A 24,930-nucleotide genomic window follows, 5' to 3' on the forward strand; every position below is an offset into this window, starting at 1 on the left:
TTACTGACCTTAGCCAAACTCCGAATGCCGGTAAGTGAGAGCACGGCAGTGAGACTGTGGGGGATAAGCTCCATGGTCGAGAGGGAAACAGCCCAGAGCATCGACTAAGGCCCCTAAGCGTACGCTAAGTGGGAAAGGATGTGGAGTCGCAGAGACAACCAGGAGGTTGGCTTAGAAGCAGCCACCCTTGAAAGAGTGCGTAATAGCTCACTGGTCAAGTGATTCCGCGCCGACAATGTAGCGGGGCTCAAGCGTACCGCCGAAGTCGTGTCATTGCAGCAATAGGGCCAACGCCCGCTGTGATGGGTAGGGGAGCGTCGTGTGCCGGGTGAAGCAGCAGCGGAAGCTAGTTGTGGACGGTTCACGAGTGAGAATGCAGGCATGAGTAGCGATACACACGTGAGAAACGTGTGCGCCGATTGACTAAGGGTTCCTGGGTCAAGCTGATCTGCCCAGGGTAAGTCGGGACCTAAGGCGAGGCCGACAGGCGTAGTCGATGGACAACCGGTTGATATTCCGGTACCCGCTTTGAAACGCCCAATATCGAATCCATTAATGCTAAGCCCGTGAAGCCGTTCCGGACCCTTCGGGGAAAGGAAAGTGGTGGAGCCGGCGATCCAAGGTGGTAGTAGGTAAGCGATGGGGTGACGCAGGAAGGTAGTCCAGCCCGGGCGGTGGTTGTCCCGGGGTAAGGGTGTAGGCCGTGTGGTAGGCAAATCCGTCACACATTAAGGCTGAGACCTGATGCCGAGCCGATTGTGGTGAAGTGGATGATCCTATGCTGTCGAGAAAAGCCTCTAGCGAGTTTCATGGCGGCCCGTACCCTAAACCGACTCAGGTGGTCAGGTAGAGAATACCGAGGCGTTCGGGTGAACTATGGTTAAGGAACTCGGCAAAATGCCCCCGTAACTTCGGGAGAAGGGGGCCATCACTGGTGATCGGACTTGCTCCGTGAGCTGGGGGTGGCCGCAGAGACCAGCGAGAAGCGACTGTTTACTAAAAACACAGGTCCGTGCGAAGCCGTAAGGCGATGTATACGGACTGACGCCTGCCCGGTGCTGGAACGTTAAGGGGACCGGTTAGTGACCTTTCGGGGTTGCGAAGCTGAGAACTTAAGCGCCAGTAAACGGCGGTGGTAACTATAACCATCCTAAGGTAGCGAAATTCCTTGTCGGGTAAGTTCCGACCTGCACGAATGGCGTAACGACTTCTCGACTGTCTCAACCATAGGCCCGGTGAAATTGCACTACGAGTAAAGATGCTCGTTTCGCGCAGCAGGACGGAAAGACCCCGGGACCTTTACTACAGTTTGATATTGGTGTTCGGTTCGGCTTGTGTAGGATAGGTGGGAGACTTTGAAGCAGCCACGCCAGTGGTTGTGGAGTCGCCGTTGAAATACCACTCTGGTCGTGCTGGATGTCTAACCTCGGTCCGTGATCCGGATCAGGGACAGTGTCTGATGGGTAGTTTAACTGGGGCGGTTGCCTCCCAAAGGGTAACGGAGGCGCCCAAAGGTTCCCTCAGCCTGGTTGGCAATCAGGTGTTGAGTGTAAGTGCACAAGGGAGCTTGACTGTGAGACCGACGGGTCGAGCAGGGACGAAAGTCGGGACTAGTGATCCGGCGGTGGCTTGTGGAAGCGCCGTCGCTCAACGGATAAAAGGTACCCCGGGGATAACAGGCTGATCTTCCCCAAGAGTCCATATCGACGGGATGGTTTGGCACCTCGATGTCGGCTCGTCGCATCCTGGGGCTGGAGTCGGTCCCAAGGGTTGGGCTGTTCGCCCATTAAAGCGGTACGCGAGCTGGGTTTAGAACGTCGTGAGACAGTTCGGTCCCTATCCGCTGTGCGCGTAGGAATATTGAGAAGGGCTGTCCCTAGTACGAGAGGACCGGGACGGACGAACCTCTGGTGTGCCAGTTGTCCTGCCAAGGGCATGGCTGGTTGGCTACGTTCGGAAAGGATAACCGCTGAAAGCATCTAAGCGGGAAGCCTGCTTCAAGATGAGTATTCCCACCTCCTTGAGAGGGTAAGGCTCCCAGTAGACGACTGGGTTGATAGGCCAGATGTGGAAGCCCGGTAACGGGTGGAGCTGACTGGTACTAATAGGCCGAGGGCTTGTCCTCAGTTGCTCGCGTCCACTGTGTTAGTTCTGAAGCAACGAACGGTTGCTGGTTTCTAGAGCTGGAACACAACTACAGAGTGTGCTTGTTCGCTCGAAACCGATAGGGTTTCGGTGGTCATAGCGTTAGGGAAACGCCCGGTTACATTCCGAACCCGGAAGCTAAGCCTTTCAGCGCCGATGGTACTGCAGGGGGGACCCTGTGGGAGAGTAGGACGCCGCCGAACAATCTTTCAAAGGACCCTTGGTCCAGCGTTCAACGCTGGACCAAGGGTCCTTTTTGTTTTTCACCATCTTTACGTCGAAGCGCGGCCATGGGCTGGCTGCGCGAGAATGACTAGCGGTACCCCGAAGACAGGAGTCACACCCATGTCCAACTACTCCGACGATCGTCCGGAGCGCGAGCCTCGGCGCAACGACGGCGGTGACAGGGGCGGCTACCGTGGGGGCCGTGACGACCGCGGCGGTGACCGCGGTGGCTTCCGACGCGACGACCGCGGCGGCCGGCCGGCCGGTGGCGGCTTCCGTCGTGACGACCGTGGCGGGCGTCCCGCCGGCGGTGGCGACCGTCCCTCCTTCCCGCGCCGTGACGACCGCGGCGAGCGTCCCTCGTACCCGCGCCGTGACGACGAGCGCGGCGGTTTCCGTGGCGGTCGTGACGACCGTGGCGGCGACCGTCCGTCCTACCCGCGCCGTGACGACCGTGGTGGCGACCGTCCGTCCTACCCGCGCCGTGACGACCGTGGTGGCGACCGTCCGTCGTTCCCGCGTCGTGACGACCGGGGCGACCGTCCGTCGTTCCGCCGTGACGACCGCGGCGAGCGTCCCTCGTACCCGCGCCGTGACGACGACCGTGGTGGTCGTCCGTCCTACCCCCGTCGCGACGACGACCGCGGTGGTTTCCGTGGCGGTCGTGACGACCGTGGCGGCGACCGTCCGTCCTACCCCCGTCGCGACGACCGCGGTGGCGACCGTCCCTCCTTCCCGCGCCGCGACGACCGCGGTGACCGTCCCAGCTACCCGCGTCGTGATGACGACCGTGGTGGTTTCCGTGGCGGTCGTGACGACCGTGGCGGCGACCGTCCGTCCTACCCCCGTCGCGACGACCGTGGTGGCGACCGTCCGTCGTTCCCGCGTCGTGACGACCGGGGCGACCGTCCGTCGTTCCGCCGTGACGACCGCGGCGAGCGTCCCTCGTACCCGCGTCGTGACGACGACCGTGGTGGTTTCCGTGGCGGTCGTGACGACCGTGGCGGCGACCGTCCGTCCTACCCGCGCCGTGACGACCGTGGTGGCGACCGTCCGTCGTTCCCGCGTCGCGACGACCGGGGCGAGCGTCCCAGCTACCCCCGTCGTGACGACGAGCGCGGCGGCTTCCGTGGCGGTGACCGTCCGTCGTACCCGCGCCGTGACGACCGTGGTGGCGACCGCGGCGGCTTCCGCCGTGACGACCGCGGCGACCGGGGCGAGCGTCCCTCGTACCCGCGCCGCGACGACGACCGTGGTGGTCGTCCGTCCTACCCCCGTCGCGACGACGACCGCGGTGGTTTCCGTGGCGGTCGTGACGACCGTGGCGGCGACCGTCCGTCCTACCCGCGCCGTGACGACCGGGGCGGCGACCGCGGCGGCTTCCGCCGTGACGACCGCGGCGACCGGGGCGAGCGTCCCTCGTACCCGCGCCGCGACGACGACCGTGGTGGTCGTCCGTCCTACCCCCGTCGCGACGACGACCGCGGTGGTTTCCGTGGCGGTCGTGACGACCGTGGCGGCGACCGTCCGTCCTACCCGCGCCGTGACGACCGGGGCGGCGACCGCGGCGGCTTCCGCCGCGATGACCGGGGCGACCGTGGTGGGTACCGTGGTGGCCGCGATGACCGTGGTGGCGACCGTGGCGGCTTCCGCCGTGACGACCGCGGCGACCGCGACTTCCGCTCCGACCGCGACCCGGTCAAGCGGCTCCCGATCGACGAGGACGTCACCGGCCACGAGATCGACGCCGATGTGCGCCAGGAGCTCCTGAGCCTGCCCAAGGGTCTGGCCGAGGAGGTCTCGCGCAACCTGGTCATGGTCGCCCGGCTGATCGACGAGGAGCCCGAGCAGGCGTACGCGTACTCCCGCATCGCCCTGCGGCTGGCCTCCCGCGTCGCCGCCGTCCGCGAGGCCGCCGGCTTCGCCGCGTACGCGACGCAGAAGTACAGCGAGGCGCTCGCGGAGTTCCGCGCCGCCAAGCGCATGACCGGCTCCGTCGAGCTGTGGCCCGTCATGGCCGACTGCGAGCGCGGCCTCGGCCGCCCCGAGCGCGCGCTGGCGATGGCCGGTGAGCCCGAGGTGCAGAAGCTGGACAAGGCCGGCCAGGTCGAGATGCGTCTCGTCGCCGCCGGTGCCCGCCGGGACATGGGCGAGCTCGACGCCGCCATCGTGACCCTGCAGAGCCCGGAGCTGGCCTCCAGCGCGGTGCAGCCGTGGACCGCGCGCCTGCGGTACGCCTACGCCGATGCCCTCCTCGCGGCCGGCCGTGAGGACGAGGCCCGCGAGTGGTTCGCGAAGACCCTCGAGGCCGACAAGGACGGCGCGACCAACGCCTCCGACCGTCTCGCCGAGATCGACGGCGTGGAGTTCGTCGACGCCGCCGCGTCCGAGGACGCGGACCTCGACGGCGGCGACGTCGACGACGAGGACGAGGACCAGGACCCGGCCGAGGTCGCCGCCGCCGAGCGCGCGGCCGACCAGGCCGAGTACTACGACGAGGACGACGAGGAGTACGAGCCCGCGGACGACTCCGACGACGACGTCGACCTGACCGACGAGCTCGTGGTCGTGGAGGACGAGGAGCGCAAGGCGTAACGGCCGCGCTCGCGTGACGAAAGAAGGGCGGCACCCCCTCGGGGGTGCCGCCCTTCCGCGTGTCCGGGGCCCTGCCGGGCCGTCGGGACGGCCTAGTCCAGGCTGCGGAGCACCAGGCCCGTGGCGGGCTTCGGGCCGAACGAGGTGGACTTGCGGGGCATCGTGACGCCCTGGCGGGCCAGGTCCCGGACGACCTCCTCCCGTACGGGGTGCAGCAGGACCGCGGTGCCGCCGTGGCGCTCGGCCATCGCGACGGTGGCGGCGGCGTCGTGGATGTACGAGATGTGGTCCGGGGCGTCCGGGACCTGCCACAGGGCGTCGAGCAGGGAGGCGTGCAGGACGGTCGCGTCCAGCCGGCGCCAGGCCTCGGGGCGGTCCTGCCGGACGGTCCGCTCGATGAGGGCCGGGTCCGGGTCGGTGACCAGGTGGAAGGAGCCGTCGCCGGTCAGGAGGAAGGCGTTGCCGCGCTCCGAGGCGTCCGCGAGGGCCTCCAGGGCCAGCGGCAGCGGGCCCTCGACGGGGCGGACACGGAAGGAGCCCTCGACCTTGGCCAGTGCCTCGGCGAGCGGGAGCCGGCGCAGCATCCGGTGGATGGCCCGGACCTGGAGCGGGTAGCGGGCCGTGTCGACGAGGAGGACCAGGCCGAAGTCCCACGGGGTGGCGGGGCCGTGCTCCTCCTGGAGGCGCAGGTACGTCGCCCAGCGGTGGTGGCCGTCGGCGATGAGGGCCTGGCGGTGGGCGAGGTCGGCGGTGACGACGGCCAGTTCGTCGGGGTCCGTGATGGCCCAGAGGCTGTGGCGGAAGCCGTCCTCGGTGACCGTGGACAGCAGCGGTTCGCGGGCGGCGGTGCTCTCCACGACGCCGGCCGCTCCGGTGCCGGGGCCGTCGCCGCGGTAGGTGAGGAGGAGGGGTTCCAGGTTGGCCGAGGTGGCGCGCATCAGGCCGGCCCGGTCGGTGACCACGTCCGGCATGACGTCCTCGTGGGGGAGGACCACGCCGGCCTCGGCGGGGGAGAGGGCCAGGGCGCCGATGACGCCGCGCTGGAGGAGGCCGGGCCTGCGCTGCTCGTAGACGTAGAGCGCGGGCCGCGGGTCGGCGCTGAGGACGCCCCCGGCGAGCCAGTCGCGCAGGGTGCGGGCGGCCTGTTCGTTGCGGGCGGCCGGGGTTTCGGCCTGCGGCAGGATCAGCCGGACGATGTTGTGCGGATCGGCGGATTCGAGGTAGTCGACTCCGTCGGGGCGCACGACCACGTCGTACGGCGGCGAGGTCACTGCCGCCAGGCTGCCGACGCGCTCCGGGACGTACCGCAGTCCGTTGAAGGGGATCAGGCGCAGCCCGTGCTCCGCGTTGCCAGGTGTGGTCATTGGTGCATGGTAAGACCCGTCTCGCGATGCGGGATGATCGGGGGAGCAACGGGGTAGCGCAAACTCGGACAAGATCGATCCGAAGGTTCCCGGTGCCTCGAGCGTTGTTGGAACGGTTCAAAAGGAGTGGCCAGATGACCCGGCAGAGCAGGACGGCCCCCGCGGGCAGCGAGCGGAGTCTGCACCAGGCGTACGACACGGCGCTGCTGGACCTGGACGGGGTCGTGTACGCGGGCGGGCACGCCATCGCGCACGCGGTGGAGTCCCTCGCCGTGGCCCGTGAGGGCGGGATGCACCTGGCGTACGTCACCAACAACGCGCTGCGGACCCCGGACGCCGTCGCGGAGCACCTGACCGAGCTGGGGATCCCCACCGAGGCGGGTGAGGTGATCACCTCGGCGCAGGCGGTGGCCCGGCTGATCGCGGACCAGGTGGAGCCGGGGTCGAAGGTGCTGGTGATCGGCGGCGAGGGGCTGCGGGTCGCGCTGCGCGAGCGCGGGCTGGTGCCGGTGGAGTCCGCGGAGGAGGAGGGGCTCGCGGCGGTCGTGCAGGGGTACGGCGGGCCGGACCTGGCGTGGGGGCGGTTCGCGGAGGCCGCGTACGCGGTCAACCGCGGGGTGCCGTGGTTCGCGTCGAACACCGACCTGACGATCCCGGGGGCGCGGGGCATCGCGCCGGGCAACGGGGCGGCCGTGGAGGTCGTACGGATCGCGACGGGCGCGGAGCCGCAGGTGGCGGGGAAGCCGCTGCCCCCGATGCACCGGGAGACGGTGCTGCGGACGGGGGCGGAGCGGCCGTTGGTGGTGGGGGACCGGCTGGACACCGACATCGAGGGGGCGTTCAACGGGGACGTGGACTCGCTGCTGGTGCTGACCGGGGTGACGGACGCGGCGCAGCTGCTGCGGGCGGAGCCGAGGCACCGGCCGACCTATGTGGACCGGGACCTGAGGGGGCTGCTGACGGGGCAGCCGGAGGTGGTGGAGCACGCGGGCGGCTGGCGGTGCGACGGCTGGACGGCGGTGCACGCGGACGGCCGGCTGGACGTGGAGCCGGCGGGCGGGGCCGAGGGGACGGGCGATCCGGTGGACGGGCTGCGGGCGCTGTGCGCGGCGGCCTGGTCGCGGGCCGGGGACGGGGCATACGCGGACGACGTGGAGAAGGCCCTGGCGAAGCTGGGGCTCTGAGCCCGCGCGGGCCGGGGGGCTCGGCCGTTCGGGTGATCAGAAAAGGCGCAGGGTAGGCTAACCTAACCTTCGTGTTGGCTGAGAGTCCCCCCGAAACCGAGCAGAGCGCGCCACCGCCCGTGGCCCGTCCGCGGCACGCGGCGCGCGCGGCCGGTCTGCTGATCGCCCTCGCCGTGCTGGCCCTGGTCGCTGTGGCGAGCATCGCCGTGGGCGCCAAGCCGATGTCGCTGGACGAGGTCTGGCACGGCCTGTTCCACTACTCCGGCACCGTCAACGACGTGGTCGTACGGGACCTGCGGGTCCCGCGGACCGTCCTCGGGGTGCTGGTCGGGCTCGGACTGGGCCTGTCCGGCGCGGTGATGCAGGCGCTGACCCGCAACCCGCTGGCCGAGCCCGGCATCCTCGGCGTGAACGCCGGCGCCGCGGCCGCCGTCGTCTCGGCGATCAGCTTCTTCGGGGCCGCCACGCTCGACGAGTTCATCTGGTGGGCCTTCCTCGGCGCCGCCGTCGTCTCGGCCGCCGTGTACGCGCTCGGCGGCAGCCGCAGCGCCACGCCGGTGCGCCTCGCGCTCGCCGGTACGGCGGCCACCGCGGCCCTCGTCGGCTACATCAACGCCGTGCAGCTGATGGACACCAAGGCGCTGGACAAGCTGCGCTTCTGGACGGTGGGCTCGCTGGCCTCGGCCACCATGGACACGGTCGAGCAAGTGGCCCCCTTCCTGCTGCTCGGCGTCGTGCTCGCGCTGACGCTGGGGCGGCCGCTCAACGCGATGGCGATGGGCGACGACACCGCGCGGGCGCTCGGCGCGCACCTGACGCGGACCCGGATCCTGTCGATGACCGCCATCACCCTGCTCTGCGGGGCGGCGACCGCCGCGTGCGGGCCGATCGCCTTCGTCGGGCTGATGGTCCCGCACCTGGCCCGTCTGGTGACCGGGCCCGACATGCGCTGGGTGCTCGCGTACTCGGCGGTCCTGTCGCCCGTGCTGCTGCTCGGCGCCGACGTGATCGGACGGGTCGTCACCCGGCCGTCCGAGCTCCAGGTCGGCATCGTCACGGCGCTCATCGGCGGGCCCGTCTTCATCTACCTGGTTCGGCGCAAGAGGATGGCCCAGCTGTGACCGCGACCCCCGCCGCCTCCGCCCCTGCCGCCCCCGCCCGCTCCGCCGGGCTCCGGGCCCTGCGCGGCCCCGGCGGTACCTCGCTGCGGGTCGAGCCGCGCGCGCTGGCGACCGGGCTGGTGCTGGCCGTGGCGACCGTGGTGCTGGCCGTCGTGCTGATCGGCACCGGCGACTTCGAGATCGCGCCCTGGGACGTCGTGCAGACCCTGCTGGGCAACGGGGCGCCGGCCGACGACTTCATCGTCAACGACCTGCGGCTGCCGCGGGTCATCGTCGCGGTGCTGGTCGGCGCGGCCCTCGGGATGTCCGGGGCGGTCTTCCAGTCCGTCTCGCGCAATCCGCTCGGCTCCCCGGACATGCTCGGCTTCGCGTACGGCTCGGCCGTCGGCGCGCTCGTCGTCATCGTCCTGTTCAAGGGCGACGCCAACGAGGTCGCGCTGGGCGCGATCGTCGGCGGCCTGGTCACCGGAGTGATCATCTACCTCCTCGCGCACAAGCAGGGGATCCACGGCTACCGGCTGGTGCTCGTCGGCATCGGGGCGTCCGCCGTCCTCATGGCGGTCATCCAGTACCTGATCGCCAAGGCGCAGATCGTCGAGGCCACCCGGGCCATGGTGTGGCTGACCGGTTCGCTGGCCGGGCGGGACTGGGCGCAGGTGTGGCCGCTGCTGGCGGTCTGCGCGCTGCTCTTCCCCCTGATCCTCGGGCAGAGCCGGGCGCTGCGGATGATCGAGATGGGCGACGACGCCGCGTACGCGCTGGGCGTGCCGGTGGAGCGGACCCGCATGCTGCTGATGCTGGCGGCGGTCCTGCTGACCACCGCGGCCGCCGCGGCGGCCGGGCCGATCAGCTTCGTCGCGCTGGCCGCGCCGCAGCTGGCCCGGCGGCTGTCGCGGTCGCCCGGGTCGAACCTGCTGACCGGCGCGCTGATGGGGGCCGTCCTGCTGCTGGGCTCGGACCTGGCCTCCCAGCGGGCCTTCGGCTCCGACCAGCTGCCGGTGGGCGTGGTCACGGGGCTGGTCGGCGGTGTCTACCTGCTCTGGCTGCTCGTCACGGAGCGCAAGGCGGGACGTATATGAACAAGCTAGTCGAAACGAGGAGTGGGCAAGTGCAGAGGCTGAGCGCGGAGAACGTCACCCTCGGCTACGACCAGCGGGTCATCGCGGAGAACCTGTCGGTGGAGATCCCCGACAACTCCTTCACGGTGATCGTGGGACCCAATGCCTGCGGCAAGTCCACGCTGCTGCGGGCCCTGTCGCGGATGCTGAAGCCGACCGCCGGGCGGGTGCTGCTCGACGGGCAGGCGATCTCCTCGATGCCCGCGAAGAAGGTGGCGAAGACGCTGGGCCTGCTCCCGCAGTCCTCGGTCGCCCCCGACGGCATCACGGTCGCCGACCTGGTCTCGCGCGGCCGCTACCCGCACCAGGGGCTGCTGCGCCAGTGGTCGGCGGAGGACGAGCGGATCGTCGTCGAGTCGATGACCTCGACCGGGGTCGCCGAGCTCGCCGACCGGGCCGTGGACGAGCTGTCGGGCGGGCAGCGCCAGCGGGTGTGGATCGCGATGGCCCTGGCCCAGCAGACCCCGCTGCTGCTGCTGGACGAGCCGACGACCTACCTGGACATCCAGCACCAGCTCGACGTGCTCGACCTGTGCGCGGAGCTCCACGAGAACGAGGGCCGGACCCTGGTCGCGGTGCTGCACGACCTGAACCACGCGGCCCGCTACGCCACGCACCTGATCGCCCTGCGCGGCGGCGTGGTCGTCGCCGAGGGCCCGCCGGCCGAGGTGGTCACCGCCGAGCTGGTGGAGGAGGTGTTCGGGGTGCGCTGCCAGATCATCGACGACCCGGAGACCGGTACGCCGCTGGTGGTCCCGGCCGCCCGGCAGGCCCGCGCGAAGGCCGCGGTCTGAGGCTCCCGCCGGAGCCCGGTCGCAGCCCGGCCCGGCGGGTCGCCGGACGGAGTCTCCCCCAGCTACCGCTGGGAGGTGCCCCCAGCGCAGCGCCGCGAAGCCGGGAAGGCGCGGCCCGGCGCCGTGCCGTGCGAGCGGCGCGTCGGGAATCGGGTGCGGCGCGTCAGGAGGTCAGAGCAGGCTCTTGAGGCGGAGCAGGTCGCGGAAGCCGGCCTCCAGGCGGACCCGGCCCGAGGCCCAGGCCTTGGCGAACTTCAGCTCGCCGGCGACCATCGAGACCAGGTCGTCGCCGGTCATCGCCAGCCGGATCTCGGCCTTCGACCGGGGCGGTCCGGGCGCGACCCCGTCCACCCGGATCCGGCCGCCCGCCAGGCGGCCGGAGAAGGTCTCGTCGAGGTCCGTGATGTGGCAGCTCAGGGAGCGGTCGAGGGCGGCGGCGCCGCGTACGTCGCCGTCCGCCGAGGCCAGGTTGTCGGAGAGTCGGTCGAGTGCCGCGCGGCACTCCTGGATCGTAGCCATGGTGATCACGACCGTACCGCAGAGCCGCGGGTGGTGACGGCCGCGCTTCGGGGTAGCGTCGTGGCATGACCGACGCACAGTCCGGGAGCCTTCCGGACGCCCCCGGGGAGCCCGCGGCCCCCGCCGCCGGGCCGGGCGCCGAGCCCGCCGCCGGCCCCGCCCCGCTGGGCCTCGTACGCACCCCCACCGGCCACGCCGGGGTGGACGCGCACCTGGAGCGGCTGGCGGACGCGGACGCCCTGGCGGCGGACGGGCACGTCGAGGTGTACGAGGATGTGCACAGGGGACTGCGCGAGGCGCTGGACGCGCTGGACGCGACGCCCGTCCCCGGACCTTACGAAAACAGGAGCTGAACCGAACGTGGCAGGAGTGGCACGCCGCCGCCTGGACGCCGAACTGGTACGCCGCAGCCTGGCCCGCTCGCGCGAGCACGCGGCCCAGCTGATCGCCGCGGGCCGGGTCACCGTGGGCGGTACCACCGCCACCAAACCGGCCACCCAGGTCGAGACCGGCGCGGCGCTCGTCGTCCTCAAGGACGACAGCGACCCCGACTACGTCTCCCGGGGCGGCCACAAGCTGGCCGGCGCGCTCGCCGCGTTCCGGCCGCAGGGGCTGGTGGTCGAGGGCCGCCGGGCGCTGGACGCGGGCGCGTCGACGGGCGGGTTCACCGACGTGCTGCTGCGCGCGGGCGTGGCCCACGTCGTCGCCGTCGACGTCGGCTACGGACAGCTGGCCTGGTCGCTGCAGAGCGACGAGCGGGTCACCGTCAAGGACCGTACGAACGTGCGCGAGCTGACGGTGGAGCTGATCGACGGCGTCCCGGTCGACCTGGTCGTGGGGGACCTGTCCTTCATCTCCATCGGCCTGGTGCTGCCCGCGCTGGTGCGGTGCACGGCGCCGGACGCCGATCTGGTGCTGATGGTGAAGCCGCAGTTCGAGGTGGGCAAGGAGCGCCTGGGCAGCGGCGGCGTGGTGCGCAGCGCCCAGCTGCGGGGCGAGGCCGTGAAGGACGTCGCGGCGCAGGCCTGGAAGCTGGGGCTGGGTGTGCTCGGGGTGACCGCCAGCCCGCTGCCGGGGCCGTCGGGGAACGTCGAGTACTTTCTGTGGCTTCGGGCGGGGGCACCGGCACTCGACCCGGGGGATGTCGATCGTGCAGTGGCGGAGGGGCCGCAGTGACGGATGTGTCAGCAGGTTCAGCAGGTTCAGTACGTCGGGTGGAATCGGAGGGGGCGGCTTCGGGGGAGGCCGCGGAGCCGACGGGTCCGCGGACCGTCTTCCTGGTCGCGCACACCGGCCGGCCCGCCGCGATCCGCAGCGCCGAACTGGTGGTGCAGGGGCTGCTGAAGTCGGGGATCGGGGTGCGGGTCCTGGAGCACGAGGCGCGGGACCTGCCGCTGCCGCCCGAGGTGGAGCTCGTCCCGGAGTGCACGCCCAAGGTGCTCGGCGGGTGCGAGCTGCTGATCGTGCTGGGCGGGGACGGGACCCTGCTGCGCGGGGCGGAGTTCGCGCGCGGCTCGGGGGTGCCGATGCTGGGCGTCAACCTGGGCCGGGTGGGGTTCCTCGCCGAGGCCGAGCGGGACGACCTGGACAAGGTCGTGGACCGGGTGGTGACCCGGTCGTACGAGGTCGAGGAGCGGATGACCCTCGACGTCCTCGTACGGACCAACGGCGACATCGTGCACCGGGACTGGGCGCTGAACGAGGCCGCCGTCCAGAAGGTGTCCGCCGAGCGGATGCTGGAGGTGGTCCTGGAGATCGACGGGCGCCCGGTGACCGGGTTCGGCTGTGACGGGATCGTCTGCGCGACGCCGACGGGTTCCACGGCGTACGCGTTCTCCGCGGGCGGGCCGGTGGTCTGGCCGGAGGTGGAGGCGCTGCTGATGGTGCCGATCAGCGCCCACGCGCTGTTCGCGAAGCCGCTGGTGACCTCGCCCACGTCGGTGCTGGCGGTGGAGGTGCAGAACGGTACCCCGCACGGCGCCCTGTGGTGCGACGGGCGCAGGACGCTGGAGCTGCCCGCCGGGGCGCGCGTGGAGGTGCGCCGGGGGACGGTGCCGGTGCGGCTCGCGCGGCTGCACCACGCCTCGTTCACGGACCGGCTGGTGGCGAAGTTCGCGCTGCCGGTCTCGGGGTGGCGCGGGGCGCCGCACTGACCCTCACCGAACGCCTCAATAGCACATTCGTTCGAGAAACTTCGGGCGGGTGAGGTCACATGGCACCCGTGAAACCTCGGTATGGTCGTCCCGTGCTTGAGGAGATGCGGATACGGTCGCTCGGGGTCATCGACGACGCTGTGGTCGAGCTGTCGCCCGGTTTCACCGCGGTGACCGGCGAGACCGGTGCGGGCAAGACGATGGTCGTCACCAGCCTCGGGCTGCTGCTCGGCGGCCGCGCCGACCCCGCCCTGGTACGGATCGGGGCCAAGGCCGCGGTGGTCGAGGGGCGCGTCGTCATGCGCCCGGACGCCCCCGCCGCCGTACGCGCCGAGGAGGCCGGGGCCGAGCTCGACGACGGCGCCCTGCTGATCAGCCGGACCGTGTCCGCCGAGGGGCGCTCCCGCGCCCACGTCGGCGGCCGCTCCGTGCCCGTCGGCCTGCTCTCCGAACTCGCCGACGAACTCGTCGCCGTCCACGGCCAGACCGACCAGCAGGGCCTGCTGCGCCCGGCCCGCCAGCGCCAGGCCCTCGACCGGTACGCCGGCGACGCCGTCACCGTCCCCCTGGAGAAGTACGCCGGCGCGTACCGGCGGCTGCGCGCCGCCACCAACGAGCTGGACACCATCACCACCCGCGCCCGCGAACGGGCGCAGGAGGCGGACCTGCTGCGCTTCGGGCTGGACGAGATCGCCGCCGTCGAACCGCTGCCCGGCGAGGACGCCGAGCTCGCGGCCGAAGCCGAACGGCTCGGGCACGCCGAGTCCCTGGCCTCCGCCGCGCAGGCCGCCCACGCGGCGCTGGCCGGCGACGTGGAGGACCCGGAGGGCGTCGACGCCAACACCCTCGTCGCCGGCGCCCACCGCGCGCTGGAGTCCGTACGCTCCCACGACCCGGCGCTCGGCGGGCTCGCCGACCGGATCGGGGAGCTGGGCATCCTGCTCGCCGACGTCGCCGGGGAACTCGCCGGGTACGCCGACGACCTGGACGCCGACCCGCTGCGGCTGGCCGCCGTGGAAGAACGCCGGGCCGCCCTGACCCAGCTGACCCGCAAGTACGGGGAGTCCGTCGACTCGGTGCTCGACTGGGCCCAGAAGGGCTCTGCGCGACTGCTGGAGCTGGACGGCGACGACGAGCGGATCACCGAGCTGACCGCCGAGCGGGACGCCCTGCGCGAGGAGCTGTCGCTGCTGGCGCAGGCCCTGACGGACGCCCGGACGGAGGCCGCGGAGCGCTTCGCCGCCGCGGTCACCGCCGAGCTGGCCTCCCTGGCCATGCCGCACGCCCGGGTGACCATCGACATCCGCCAGACCGAGGACCCCGAGGGCGTCGAGGTCGGCGGGCGGACGGTCGCGTACGGGCCCGCGGGCGCCGACGAGGTCGAGCTGCTGCTCGCCCCGCACCCCGGCGCCCAGCCCCGTCCGATCGCCAAGGGCGCCTCCGGCGGCGAGCTCTCCCGGGTCATGCTGGCCGTCGAGGTCGTCTTCGCCGGCACCACCCCCGTGCCCACGTACCTCTTCGACGAGGTCGACGCGGGCGTCGGCGGCAAGGCCGCCGTCGAGATCGGGCGGCGGCTCGCGAAGCTCGCCAAGTCCGCGCAGGTCGTGGTCGTCACCCACCTGCCCCAGGTCGCGGCCTTCGCCGACCGCCAGCTGCTGGTGGAGAAGACCGTCGACGGATCGGTCACCCGCTCCGGCGTGACGGTCCTGGAGGGCGAGGACCGCATCCGCGAGCTGTCGCGGATGCTGGCCGGCCAGGAGGACTCCCAGACCGCCCGGGCCCACGCCGAGGAACTGCTGGAGGCGGCGCGCGCCGACGCGTGACGACGGGATCGTTAGCCCGTGTGGGTGAGGCTGGGGGGCGCACTGCGGTATCTCGTACGGGATCCGCACCCGTATGGTCCCGGAACGCGCGTGCGGACTGGCATCCTGGGCGACGACTCTGACTCCTCACCCTGGAGCTACGGCCCGTGAGCAGCTCCCCGGCCTCCTTCCCGGCCCCCGCACAGCCGTACGGGCGGTCCCCGCTGCGTACCGTCCAGGTCCTCGGCGGTGCGGGCGCGGGCAGCAGCGCGCACGTGCGGTCCCTGACGACGGGGCTGGCCGCGAGGGGCGTACGGGTCACCGTGTGCGCCCCCGTCGCGGCCGAAGGGGAGTACGACTTCACCGGCGCCGGCGCGGAGTTCACCCCCGACGCGGCGGGCGCCCTGCGCGCCGCGTGCGCCGGGGCCGACGTGGTGCACGCCCACGGGATCCGGGCCGGGATGCGGGCCGCACTGGCGCTGCGCGGCGGGCGCGGACGGGAGCGGCGGGTGCCGCTGGTGGTGACCTGGCACGGCAGCGCCCCGGAGCCCGCGGGGCCGCTGGGTCGGCTGAGCCGGCTCCTGGAACGGCACGTGGCCCGGGCCGCGGCGGTGGTGCTGGGCTCCTCCTCCGACCAGGTCGACCTCGCACGGCGGCGCGGGGCGCGGGACGCGCGGCTGGCGGCCGTCGCCGTACCGGCCGCGGCGGCGCTCCCCGACGCGGGCAAGACCCGGGCGGAACTCGGCGCGGTGGAACGGCCGCTGATCATCGCGGTCGGCAGCCTGGTGGCGCGCCGCGGGTACTCCGTCCTGCTGGACGCGGCACGGGCGTGGCGGGTCATGGAGCCGCTGCCGCTGCTGGTGATCGCGGGGGAGGGCCCGCTGCGGCCCGAACTGACCCGCCGCATCGAGGAAGAGGGCCTCCCGGTCCGGCTGCTGGGCCGCCGCCGGGACGCCGACCGGCTGCTTGCGGCGGCGGACGTCGCCGTCCTCCCCAGCCGCTGGGAGGGCCGGTCCCTGCTGGCGCAGGAAGCCCTGCGGGCGGGGGTGGCCCTGGTGGCCACCGAGGTCGGCGCGGTCCCGGAACTGGTCGGCGACGCCGCCGTCCTGGTCCCGTACGGCGACTCGGGCGCGCTGGCGGGCGCGGTGGCGGCCCTCCTGGACGACCCGGACCGCCGGGCCGCCCTCGCGGAGGCGGGCCGCGCCCAGGCGGCGACGTGGCCGTCGGAGGACGACACGGTGGCGCAGGTCCTCGCGGTGTACGACGAACTGATGGACCGGCCGATCCCGTGACGGGCTGACGGGCTGACGCGCGGGCCCGCTATCTCCCCCTCGACCCCCCGGGCCCGGTCGGTGGTTGCCCACCCGCCCCCTCGTCTGCGGGCCGGTGGCCGGGTAGGCGGGATCCCCCCGGGCGGTCTCAGTGCGGCCTTGGGGGTTTCCCGTCAGTCCCATCGTCCTTCCGTGTCGGGACGGCCTGTCAAGGGCGCTCCCTTCGGTCGCGTCGCTTCGCGATGGCCTTCGGCCACCCTTGACAGGCCGACCCGCCACGGAAAGCCGAAGAACTGCCGGGAAACCCCCCAAAAGAACGGTCACGGGGCAGGAGGAGAGGGGCGGCCTCGTCAGCGTTCAGGCGAGGGGCCGGAAGCCGGTCGGCTGGGCATCCGAGCCGTCAGAAGTCCTGATTCCGGGTCAGGGGCGCGGCTACCTGCACGAAAGGTCGGCCCGAGCGCTCTGCGGAGCCCCCAAGCGCCCCAGATCGCTACGCGCTCCTCTCGTCTCGGCGTCCGTCGACCGCCTGTGGCGGATACCTGCACGAAAGGACGAACAGAGCAGCCCAGGGTGCGCGGGGGGCGCGTCAGATCGCTACGTGCTTCTCTGATCTCGGCGGCCGGCGGCCGTCTTGGGCTGGTCCGGGGCGGGTTGGACGTTGGTGGCGGCGGTGGTGAATTCGCGGCCCGAGGCGCCTCGGATGTAGGCGAGCTCCATCCAGCGTTCGATGCCGGTGTCCGAGACGTTCTCGTTGATCACGGCCATGAGGACGCCTTCGGCGCCGGAGGCGATGTCGCGGACGCGTCGGCGGAGGAGGCGGTGGGGGACGTACTCGTACTGCTCACTCATCGGCATGCTCCTCGATGGAGGCGAGGAAGCGTTGCCAGCCGGCCCAGGCGCGAGTGAGCAGGTCCGGGCTGGGCGTCCGTACTTCGCCGCATGCCCGGCAGGATTCACCGTGAAGTCTGATGTCCGTGGTCATGGTCCCTCTCATCTGCCTGTGCGGTGGGGCAGACAGATGGTGGGCTACCGCAAGGGGCCCAAGGGACACATCGTGTATCCCCTCCGGAGGGTTGCTCAGACCGCACCGATCCACTCGGCGTACGCCGTCAGGGACTCCGCATCAGCGCGTTTGAGCCGACGGATCGTTGCGATGTCTTCTCGGGCCCAGGGATGCTGGCGCACATGCTGCGGCGCGTGTCGGCGGGCCGTCTTGAGGGACTCGAAGGCATCGTCCGGATCCCCCGACCACAGCTGCGCCCGTGCGACCTCGATCCAGAATCCGGACCGGCGTTCCGCCGGGATCTCATTGCCCGGACTCCAGCCACGGGCAACGTCGAGGGCACGGCCGATGTGGTCCTGGCCGAGGCTGACGGCGAGAGCCACCTCGTGGATACGGACGCTGGACGGTCCGAACGCGGTGCCGAGGTACACACCTTCCGGAAGGCGGTCCGCGAGTGCCCTGGCCTCTCGTAAGTGGCTGTCCGCGGCGTCCGGATCGCCTGCGCGCGCGGCCACCACGGCTGTCCGCATGTGCAGCGCACCGATTGCGGCGGTCGACAACTCATCGAGCGGCGCAGGCGTCGCATCCAGCGCGCGCTCCAGCACGATCTGTCCGGCGCGATGAGCATGCGCGGCAAGGAATGTTTCCGCCTGAACGTAAGCGACGGTGGCGGACACAACCGGGTCTTCGGCCTGGAGCGCTGCCCATCGCATCACGTCGATCAGCCGAGCCGAGAGGTCGTGCGCCCCGTACTTGTAGGCCACTGCGTCAGCCGCCCGGGCGGCTGCCACCACCAGTCGGGCGGCTTCGCCCCTGTGCAGATGGGCCAGCACTTCCCCCAGGATCCGGGGCGCCTGGGTGGCGATCAGCCGGTACTGGGCGGCGAGGCGCCACTCCACCGCGGCAGCGACCTCACTGCGAATCTGGTCCAGCGTGCTCCGTGGCGGGTCAAGGGCGTACTCGTATCCGGCGATGGCCGCAGAGATCGCCGGAAGAGCGGCGTGGACCCTGCTGCTCGTCCCCGTGTACGCAGGGTCGAGACGGGAAGCATCCACGGCGAGCGCGGCTGCGATCGCCTCCAGCGTCGACGCGCCGGGCATGCGCACACCCCGCTCACACGCCTTGACCATCGAAAGCGAGACGTGCGCTTCTCGGGCGAGATCGGCTTGCGTCATGCGCCGGGCCCGGCGCCGTGAGGCGATGCGCTGCCCGATGTGTTCGGCCATGCGCGCACCGTAGTGCTCAACCAGAGGGGGATACCTGCTGTTTGACGATGTCGGACAGCTCCACGAGGGAGTCGATGGACCAGTCCGCCGCGGCCCTCACCGCGGGATCATCAGCCCACCAGTGTCCCCAGGGCCCCCGTCGCAGGTGTGCGGTCCGCAGCCCGGCCGCCCGCGCCGGATGGATGTCATTGGCCGGGTGGTCGCCGACGTACAGCGTTTGGGCCGCAGGACTTCCCGACACCGCCAGCACTCGCTCGAAGAACCTACGCGCAGGCTTCGCCACACCCCACTCGCCCGAGGTGACGACCACATCCGCCGGCAGGTCGAGCGCGCGCAGCAGATCTCCCGCCAGTCGACTCTGGTTGCCCGCGATGACCACGCGCACCCCTGCGTCACGAAGCGCCGACAGTGCCGGCCGGACGTCCTCGTAGAGGTCCGACTCGTCGAGCCGCTCACCCAGCCCAGCGGCGGCCCGCGCGGCGTACTCGGCGGAGATGTCAACGCCCGGGCGCAGCATGCGGATCGCGTCCGCGTTGTCCCTGCCGTCCACGACCACGGCACCGACCAGGGCGGAAAGAGTATGCCGGGACACACCGAGCCAGTCGGCCCAAGCCGCCCAGTAGCGGTCGTCCCGGGTGAGCGTCTCGCCGATGTCCAGAACGACCGTCCGAATCATTCGGCCAGCCTACTGACACCGGCCCCGGGAGGAAGAACCCGCAGCCGCATTTGACCAGCCCCAGACGGCCGCTGGACGACAAGCCAAGAGAAGCGCGTAGCGATCTGACGCGCCCCTGCGCTTCCGCGCTGCTCTGATCGACTTTTGGTGCAGGTATAAGCCCCAGACGGTCGCTGGACGCTCGGCCGGGAGGAGCGCGTAGCGATCTGACGCGCTCGGGTGCTCCGGAGGGGGCTCTGATCAACCTCTCGTGCAGGTAGTCGCGCCCCAGTCCCCGATAAGCGATTCGGGTGCCGGCTGCCCGGCGGGCCGGGCCCCGGCCCCTCGCCGCATCGCTGAGAGCCCGTCCCTTGATCATGGACCGTGCCGTTTCTTTGGGGGTTTCCCGGCAGTCTTTCGGCTTTCCGTGGCGGGTCGGTCTGTCAAGGGTCGCCGAAGGCGATCGCGTAGCGACGCGACCGAAGGGAGCGCCCTTGACAGGTCGGCCCGACGCGGAAGGACGATGGGACTGACGGGAAGCCCCCAACCTGCTCTGAGACCGTCCGAGGGGATACCGCCCACCCGCCCACCGCCCCGCACCCAGGGAGGCGGGTGGGCAGCCACCGACCGAGGCCGGTGCCTCGCGGGGGAGATAGCGGGCCCGCGCCCCGCGGCGAGCACCCCCTCACGACGAAGCCGTGTGCCTCCGGGCTCGCAGGGCCAGGCTCAGGGACAGGACCGTTTCGGGGTCGTCCAGGTCCGTGCCCAGGAGTTCCGAGATGCGGGCCAGGCGGTTGTACAGGGTCTGGCGGTTCAGGTGGAGCTCGCGGGCGGTCTCCGCCTTGCGGCCCGCGTGGGCCAGGTACGTTTCCAGCGTCGGGAGCAGCGGCGGGCGGGACGTGGCGTCGTGGACCCGGAGGGCGCCGATCGCGCGGTCCACGAACGCCGCCAGGTCCGGGTGTTCGCGCAGGCGCCACAGCAGCAGGTCGATGTCCAGGCGGCGGGCGTCGTACCAGGGCCGGGCCGGCAGGCCGTGGGCGGCGGTGGCGGTCTCGGCGGCGTGCCGCAGGCCCGAGGAGGCGGCCGCCCAGCCGCCCGCGACGCCGACGACCACGGCCGGCGGGGCGGAGGCCCGGTCGAGTCCGGCCCGTTCGACACCGGCCCGCAGCGCGGCGGCGACCCGGTCGGCGACGGCCGTGCGTTCCGACTCGGTGCGCAGGGAGACCAGCAGCGGCACCCGGCCCTCGACCGGGCGGACGCCGAGCAGCACCGGCACCCCGACCGAGGACAGCTCCTCCAGTACGGCCCGGGCCAGCACCGCCCAGTTCCCCGAGGCCCCCAGTTCCGTGGAGAGCCGCATCACGATCGGCAGCAGCGGCCCCGTCCCCGGCCGGAAGCCCAGGACCTTGGCCTGCGCGGGGGCGTCCTCCGCGGAGATCCGGCCCTCCGCCAGGTCCGTGAGGAAGTCGCCGCGGCCGCGCGCGGCCAGTTCCTCCTCCTGCCGGGCCTGCATCAGCACGACCGCGAGGACCCCAGCCGTGCGCTCCGCCGCCATCCGGTGCACCGGCAGCAGTGGCGCGGACACCCCGGCCAGGACGACCCGCGCGCGGACCGATCCGGTGCCGTGGCCGCCGCCCGGTACGTCGACCACCACCGCGTTCGCCGACGGTTCGGCCGTGCGCTGTCCGCGCAGCCCCTCCCACACTTGGAGCGGGTCGGCCGCCGCCTCCCCGGCCAGGGGTCCGGCCGCGTAGAGGAGTTGGCCGTCCGGGGTCTCCAGGAAGACCGGGTTGCCGGTGAAGTCGGCCAGGATGCGCAGCACCTGGGGGATCCCGCCGCCGCCCAGCAGGGCCTCCGTACAGCGCCGGTGGACCTCCTCGGCCCGCTGGAGCAGGGCGTAGTGGCCGTTGACGATCTCGGTGTGGACCTCCTCCGTCACCGTCACGAACGGCACCTCGCGGTGGAGTTGGACCAGGGGCAGCCCGGCGGCCTTGGCCGTCTCGACGATGGTGGCGGGCAGCCGGGTGAAGCGCGGGCCCAGTTCCACCACCAGTGCGGCGATGCCCCGGTCCGCGAGGCGGCGTACGAAGGCGCGCTGTTCGGCCGGCCGGGTGCCGAGCCCGAGGCCGGTGGTGAGCAGCAGCTCGCCGCCCTTGAGCAGTGAGGCGATGTTCGGCACCTCGCCGGCGTGCACCCAGCGCACGGTCCGTCCCAGCCGGTCGGCGCAGGCGACGACCTCCGGGAGCCCGCTGCGCAGCCCCGGCAGCTCAAGTGCCCGCTGAACCGTGATTCCGCCCTGGTTGTCCATATCGCGGACGCTACCGGCCGCCCTGTTCCGAACACATCACCGGGCGGTTACGGAGCCCGATATGCCCCCCGTCCGGACCGACAACTCGTCGCCCCGGCAAGGAGATTATCGGACCGCGTGCCGATTGTGGCGTGCGTCACTCCGGTGGAGAGTGTCGGCCCTCGGACACAGCACACGAAGCCGGACCACGAAGCCAGACCACGAAGCAGGAACGAGGACCAATGAGCAGAGCCAGTGCCACGCCTCCCCCCGCTGCCGGCGCCACGCCCGGGCCCGCCGCCGGGGCCACGCCCCCGGTCCAGCGCCTGAAGGCCAACTCCGTAGGCCTCGTCGGCGTCGTCTTCATGGCGGTCGCCACCGCCGCGCCGATCACCGCGATGACCGGCAACCTCCCCATCGCGGTCGGCTTCGGCAACGGCACCGGCGCTCCCGCCGGGTACCTCTTCGCGACCGTCGTCCTCACCGTCTTCGCGGTCGGCTACGTGGCCATGGCCAAGCGGATCACCGCCGCCGGAGCCTTCTACGGATACATCTCGCACGGCCTCGGCCGGATCGCCGGCATGGCCTCCGGGATGCTCGCCGTCCTCGCGTACATCGTCTTCGAGGCCTCGATCGTCGGCGTCTTCTCCTACTTCGCGAAGACGACCGTCCACGACCAGCTCGGCATCGACCTGCCGTGGATCCTCTACGCGGCCGGCATGATCGCCGTCACCGCCGTCCTCGCCCACTTCGACATCAACCTCACCGCCAAGGCCCTCGGCGTGATGCTCGTCGCCGAGATCGCGGTCCTCTTCGCCGTGGCCACCGCCGTACTGATCGCGGGCGGCGGCCCGGACGGGATCCCCGTCGAGCCGGTCAACCCGAAGAACGTCTTCACCGGCGCCTCCGCCGGACTCGGCCTCTTCTTCGCCTTCTGGTCCTGGGTCGGATTCGAGTCCACCGCCATGTACGGCGAGGAGTCCCGCGACCCCAAGCGGGTCATCCCCAAGGCCACCATCATCTCCGTCGTCGGCGTGGGCCTCTTCTACATCTACGTCTCCTGGATGACCATCGCGGGCAACGGCCTCTCCAAGTCGGTGGAGCTCTCGGCCTCCACGAGCCCGCTCGACCTCTTCTTCGCCCCCACGCACGCCTTCATCGGCGCCTGGGCCGTGGACGCCTTCCAGTGGCTGCTGCTCACCGGCTCCTTCGCCTGCGGCATGGCCTTCCACCAGTGCGCCGCCCGCTACCTCTACGCCATCGGCCGCGAGGGCTTCCTGCACCCGGCCCTCGGCCGTACGCACGCCAAGCACGGGTCCCCGTACGTCTCCTCCATGGTGCAGACCGCCATCGCCACCGGCCTGGTCGGGCTGTTCTGGCTGACCGGGCAGGACCCGTACGTCCACCTCTACACGCTGCTCGCGATCCTCGGCACGATGGCGATCCTCATCGTCCAGACGCTCTGCTCCTTCGCGGTGATCGGCTACTTCCGCAAGAACCACCCCGAGGACCGGCACTGGTTCCGCACCTTCACGGCCCCGCTGGCCGGAGGCGTCGCCATGGCGGGCGTGGTCGTCCTGCTGCTGGTCAACATGAGGACGGCGGCCGGGCTCGCCGCCGACTCGTTCTTCTTCGCGCTGATCCCGTGGATCGTCGGGACCGTCTTCTTCGGCGGTCTCGGTCTCGGCCTGTGGCTGAAGTTCAAGGCCCCCGCCCGCTACGAGGTCATCGGCCGGGTCGTCCTGGAGGACTCCGCCGAACGCACCGACGAGCCCGCCCCCACCACCCCCACCGCAGCGAACGCGTAGGAGGAGCCACCGCCATGGCCCGTACCCCACTGATGAACGCGCTCCAGAGGCTCGCCGCCGAACACGCCGCCGCCCGCCGGCTGCGGCTGCCCGTCGCCGAGGTGCGCGGCTCCACCCGCCGCGAACTCCTCTCCCGGGCCGCCGCGCTCGGCCTCGGCACCGCCCTGGCCTCCTCCGCGACGGTCGCCGCCACCGCGTACGCCGCGGACACCACCCCCGCCAAGAAGCCCGCCGCCCCCGCCCGCGTCGCCGTCGTCGGCGCCGGGATCTCCGGCCTCACCGCCGCGCTCACCCTCCAGGACGCGGGCGTCCCCTGCACCCTCTACGAGGCCAACCCGGCCCGCGTCGGCGGCCGCATGTGGACCCAGCGCTCCCTGTGGGCGTACGGACAGACCTCCGAGATCGGCGGCGAGCTGATCGACACCAGCCACAAGAAGATCCTGGAACTGTGCCGCCGCTTCGACCTGCCCGTCGAGGACTTCCTCGGCGGCGGCCCGAACGGGGCCGAGGAAGTCCTGTGGTTCAACGGGACCTACTACTCCCGCAACCAGGCCGACGAGGACTTCAAAGCCGTCTACCAGGCCCTGCGCCGCGACCTCCAGCAAGCCGGCGAGGTCAGCTGGAACAGCTCCACCCCCGCCGGGACCGCCCTGGACGACATGACCCTCCACGAGTGGATCGAGACCCGGATCCCCGGCGGCCACGGCTCGCAGCTCGGCCGGTTCATCGACGTGGCGTACAACGTCGAGTACGGGGCCGACACCGACCAGCAGTCGGCCCTCGCCCTCGTCCTGCTGATGGGCTACCAGCCCAACCCCGGCAACTTCAACGTGTGGGGCCTGTCCAACGAGCGCTACCACGTCGTCGGCGGCAACGACCGGCTGCCGAACGCCATCGCCGCGGCCCTGACCCCCGGCACGCTCGTGATGGGCCGCTCGCTGCTCGCAGTCCGAGCCAACGCCGACGGCACCCAGACCCTCACCTTCGACGACTCCGGCGCCACCCGGACCGCCGTCGCCGACCACACGGTCCTGTGCCTGCCGCTGCCCGTCCTCCAGCGCCTCGACACCTCCCAGGCCGGCTTCGACCCCCTCATGCGCAACCTCCTGCGGGACGCCCGCATGGGCTACTGCACCAAGCTCAACATGCAGTTCACCAGCCGCCCCTGGCGCGGCACCGGCCCCTGGCCCGGGGTGTCGGCCGGCGACTGCTTCACCGACCTGGACGTCCAGCAGACCTGGGACACCACCAAGCTCCAGCCGGGCAACGGCGGCATCCTGCTCCAGTACGGCGGCGGCAGCCTGGCCGGCTCGCTCACCCCCGGCAGCCCCTTCGCCACCGACTCCGACCCCTACGTACGCGCCCTCGCGGGCCGGATGCTCACCGGGATCGACTCCTTCTACCCCGGCACCAAGGCGGCCTGGACCGGCCGCGCCCAGCTCTCCGCCTGGCACCGCAACCCGTACTCGCTCGGCGCGTACTCCTACTGGCCCACCGGCTACCTGCACCGCTACGCCAAGTACGAGGGCACCGCGCAGGGCCGGATCCACATCGGCGGCGAGCACTGCAGCTACGACTTCCAGGGCTTCATGGAGGGCGGCGCCACCGAGGGCGAAAGGGCCGCCCGGGAGGTGATCGCCGCCCTCACCTGAGCCGGGGC

The 24,930-nt window shown here is 71.7% G+C and carries 18 protein-coding genes, 2 rRNA genes and 1 pseudogene (1 of these 21 running past the window's edge); 15 read left to right on the plus strand and 6 right to left on the minus strand.

Annotated features, from left to right (window positions below):
- The 4 genes and pseudogenes from OG553_RS26335 to OG553_RS26350 form a co-directional block, all read left to right on the plus strand.
- A 23S ribosomal RNA gene (locus OG553_RS26335) occupies positions 1 to 2,125 on the plus strand; it begins 989 nt to the left of the window's first position.
- 106 nt (positions 2,126 to 2,231) lie between these two features.
- A 5S ribosomal RNA gene (rrf, locus tag OG553_RS26340) occupies positions 2,232 to 2,348 on the plus strand.
- 106 nt (positions 2,349 to 2,454) lie between these two features.
- Positions 2,455 to 4,023, plus strand: a pseudogene (locus OG553_RS26345) (hypothetical protein); the annotation flags it as partial.
- A 99-nt stretch (positions 4,024 to 4,122) separates the two neighbouring features.
- The gene (locus OG553_RS26350; RefSeq protein ID WP_405983139.1) at positions 4,123 to 4,965 is read left to right on the plus strand and encodes a hypothetical protein; all 843 of its coding nucleotides are present in this window, start codon (positions 4,123 to 4,125) and stop codon (positions 4,963 to 4,965) included.
- A gap of 92 nt (positions 4,966 to 5,057) precedes the next feature.
- Here OG553_RS26350 and OG553_RS26355 read toward each other — a convergent pair whose 3' ends face one another.
- Complete coding sequence (locus OG553_RS26355; RefSeq protein WP_405981349.1) at positions 5,058 to 6,329, minus strand: DUF1015 family protein; 1,272 nt, start codon at positions 6,327 to 6,329, stop codon at positions 5,058 to 5,060.
- A gap of 134 nt (positions 6,330 to 6,463) precedes the next feature.
- Between OG553_RS26355 and OG553_RS26360 the strand changes: the two genes are divergently transcribed.
- The 4 genes from OG553_RS26360 (at position 6,464) to OG553_RS26375 (ending at position 10,546) form a co-directional block, all read left to right on the plus strand.
- Positions 6,464 to 7,513: an HAD hydrolase-like protein gene (locus OG553_RS26360; protein ID WP_405981350.1), complete on the plus strand. Its 1,050-nt coding sequence runs from the start codon at positions 6,464 to 6,466 to the stop codon at positions 7,511 to 7,513.
- A gap of 71 nt (positions 7,514 to 7,584) precedes the next feature.
- Complete coding sequence (locus OG553_RS26365; RefSeq protein ID WP_405981351.1) at positions 7,585 to 8,634, plus strand: FecCD family ABC transporter permease; 1,050 nt, start codon at positions 7,585 to 7,587, stop codon at positions 8,632 to 8,634.
- Complete coding sequence (locus tag OG553_RS26370) at positions 8,631 to 9,713, plus strand: FecCD family ABC transporter permease (protein WP_405981352.1); 1,083 nt, start codon at positions 8,631 to 8,633, stop codon at positions 9,711 to 9,713. The genes OG553_RS26365 and OG553_RS26370 overlap by 4 nt, the downstream gene beginning before the upstream one ends.
- A complete protein-coding gene (locus OG553_RS26375; RefSeq protein ID WP_405981353.1) occupies positions 9,710 to 10,546 on the plus strand; it encodes an ABC transporter ATP-binding protein in 837 nt (278 codons plus the stop codon). The genes OG553_RS26370 and OG553_RS26375 overlap by 4 nt, the downstream gene beginning before the upstream one ends.
- 171 nt (positions 10,547 to 10,717) lie before the next feature.
- Here OG553_RS26375 and OG553_RS26380 read toward each other — a convergent pair whose 3' ends face one another.
- On the minus strand, positions 10,718 to 11,065 hold the full coding sequence (locus tag OG553_RS26380; protein WP_405981354.1) for a sterol-binding protein: 348 nt from the start codon (positions 11,063 to 11,065) through the stop codon (positions 10,718 to 10,720).
- 65 nt (positions 11,066 to 11,130) lie between these two features.
- Here OG553_RS26380 and OG553_RS26385 point away from each other — a divergent pair, with 65 nt between their 5' ends.
- The 5 genes from OG553_RS26385 (at position 11,131) to OG553_RS26405 (ending at position 16,312) form a co-directional block, all read left to right on the plus strand.
- On the plus strand, positions 11,131 to 11,418 hold the full coding sequence (locus tag OG553_RS26385) for a hypothetical protein (RefSeq protein ID WP_405981355.1): 288 nt from the start codon (positions 11,131 to 11,133) through the stop codon (positions 11,416 to 11,418).
- Positions 11,419 to 11,425: 7 nt separating this feature from the next.
- Positions 11,426 to 12,241, plus strand: a complete 816-nt coding sequence (locus OG553_RS26390; protein ID WP_405981356.1) for a TlyA family RNA methyltransferase — start codon at positions 11,426 to 11,428, stop codon at positions 12,239 to 12,241.
- Positions 12,242 to 12,279: 38 nt separating this feature from the next.
- Positions 12,280 to 13,218 carry an NAD kinase gene (locus OG553_RS26395; RefSeq protein ID WP_405981357.1) on the plus strand — a complete coding sequence of 313 codons (939 nt, stop codon included), beginning with the start codon at positions 12,280 to 12,282 and terminating at the stop codon, positions 13,216 to 13,218.
- Positions 13,219 to 13,322: 104 nt separating this feature from the next.
- Positions 13,323 to 15,041, plus strand: a complete 1,719-nt coding sequence (recN, locus tag OG553_RS26400; protein WP_405983140.1) for a DNA repair protein RecN — start codon at positions 13,323 to 13,325, stop codon at positions 15,039 to 15,041.
- 146 nt (positions 15,042 to 15,187) lie between these two features.
- Positions 15,188 to 16,312 (plus strand): glycosyltransferase family 4 protein, encoded by a 1,125-nt coding sequence (locus tag OG553_RS26405; protein ID WP_405981358.1) that lies wholly within the window; start codon positions 15,188 to 15,190, stop codon positions 16,310 to 16,312.
- Between the two features lie 573 nt (positions 16,313 to 16,885).
- Here OG553_RS26405 and OG553_RS26410 read toward each other — a convergent pair.
- From OG553_RS26410 to OG553_RS26425, 4 genes are all read right to left on the minus strand, one after another.
- Complete coding sequence (locus OG553_RS26410; RefSeq protein ID WP_405981359.1) at positions 16,886 to 17,140, minus strand: hypothetical protein; 255 nt, start codon at positions 17,138 to 17,140, stop codon at positions 16,886 to 16,888.
- 228 nt (positions 17,141 to 17,368) lie between these two features.
- Positions 17,369 to 18,520, minus strand: a complete 1,152-nt coding sequence (locus tag OG553_RS26415; RefSeq protein ID WP_405981360.1) for a multiprotein-bridging factor 1 family protein — start codon at positions 18,518 to 18,520, stop codon at positions 17,369 to 17,371.
- A gap of 16 nt (positions 18,521 to 18,536) precedes the next feature.
- Positions 18,537 to 19,196, minus strand: a complete 660-nt coding sequence (locus OG553_RS26420) for an HAD family hydrolase (protein ID WP_405981361.1) — start codon at positions 19,194 to 19,196, stop codon at positions 18,537 to 18,539.
- Between the two features lie 664 nt (positions 19,197 to 19,860).
- Positions 19,861 to 21,483 (minus strand): PucR family transcriptional regulator, encoded by a 1,623-nt coding sequence (locus tag OG553_RS26425; RefSeq protein WP_405981362.1) that lies wholly within the window; start codon positions 21,481 to 21,483, stop codon positions 19,861 to 19,863.
- A 221-nt stretch (positions 21,484 to 21,704) separates the two neighbouring features.
- Between OG553_RS26425 and OG553_RS26430 the strand changes: the two genes are divergently transcribed.
- Together OG553_RS26430 and OG553_RS26435 are read left to right on the plus strand one after the other, a co-directional pair.
- Positions 21,705 to 23,270, plus strand: a complete 1,566-nt coding sequence (locus tag OG553_RS26430; RefSeq protein ID WP_405981363.1) for an APC family permease — start codon at positions 21,705 to 21,707, stop codon at positions 23,268 to 23,270.
- A 14-nt stretch (positions 23,271 to 23,284) separates the two neighbouring features.
- Positions 23,285 to 24,922: a flavin monoamine oxidase family protein gene (locus OG553_RS26435; RefSeq protein ID WP_405981364.1), complete on the plus strand. Its 1,638-nt coding sequence runs from the start codon at positions 23,285 to 23,287 to the stop codon at positions 24,920 to 24,922.
- The last annotated feature ends 8 nt before the right edge of the window (positions 24,923 to 24,930 follow it).

The sequence above is a fragment of the Streptomyces sp. NBC_00158 genome (genome assembly GCF_045160885.1).
GTDB lineage: Bacteria > Actinomycetota > Actinomycetes > Streptomycetales > Streptomycetaceae > Streptomyces.

Coding starts and splice junctions, on each gene's coding strand:
- OG553_RS26380 (WP_405981354.1), bottom strand. CDS start 11,065: ATGGCTACGATCCAGGAGTGCCGCGCGGCACTCGACCGACTCTCCGAC.
- OG553_RS26420 (WP_405981361.1), bottom strand. CDS start 19,196: ATGATTCGGACGGTCGTTCTGGACATCGGCGAGACGCTCACCCGGGAC.
- OG553_RS26355 (WP_405981349.1), bottom strand. CDS start 6,329: ATGACCACACCTGGCAACGCGGAGCACGGGCTGCGCCTGATCCCCTTC.
- OG553_RS26415 (WP_405981360.1), bottom strand. CDS start 18,520: ATGGCCGAACACATCGGGCAGCGCATCGCCTCACGGCGCCGGGCCCGG.
- recN (WP_405983140.1), top strand. CDS start 13,323: ATGCGGATACGGTCGCTCGGGGTCATCGACGACGCTGTGGTCGAGCTG.
- OG553_RS26360 (WP_405981350.1), top strand. CDS start 6,464: ATGACCCGGCAGAGCAGGACGGCCCCCGCGGGCAGCGAGCGGAGTCTG.
- OG553_RS26425 (WP_405981362.1), bottom strand. CDS start 21,483: ATGGACAACCAGGGCGGAATCACGGTTCAGCGGGCACTTGAGCTGCCG.
- OG553_RS26435 (WP_405981364.1), top strand. CDS start 23,285: ATGGCCCGTACCCCACTGATGAACGCGCTCCAGAGGCTCGCCGCCGAA.
- OG553_RS26410 (WP_405981359.1), bottom strand. CDS start 17,140: ATGAGTGAGCAGTACGAGTACGTCCCCCACCGCCTCCTCCGCCGACGC.
- OG553_RS26385 (WP_405981355.1), top strand. CDS start 11,131: ATGACCGACGCACAGTCCGGGAGCCTTCCGGACGCCCCCGGGGAGCCC.
- OG553_RS26430 (WP_405981363.1), top strand. CDS start 21,705: ATGAGCAGAGCCAGTGCCACGCCTCCCCCCGCTGCCGGCGCCACGCCC.
- OG553_RS26375 (WP_405981353.1), top strand. CDS start 9,710: ATGAACAAGCTAGTCGAAACGAGGAGTGGGCAAGTGCAGAGGCTGAGC.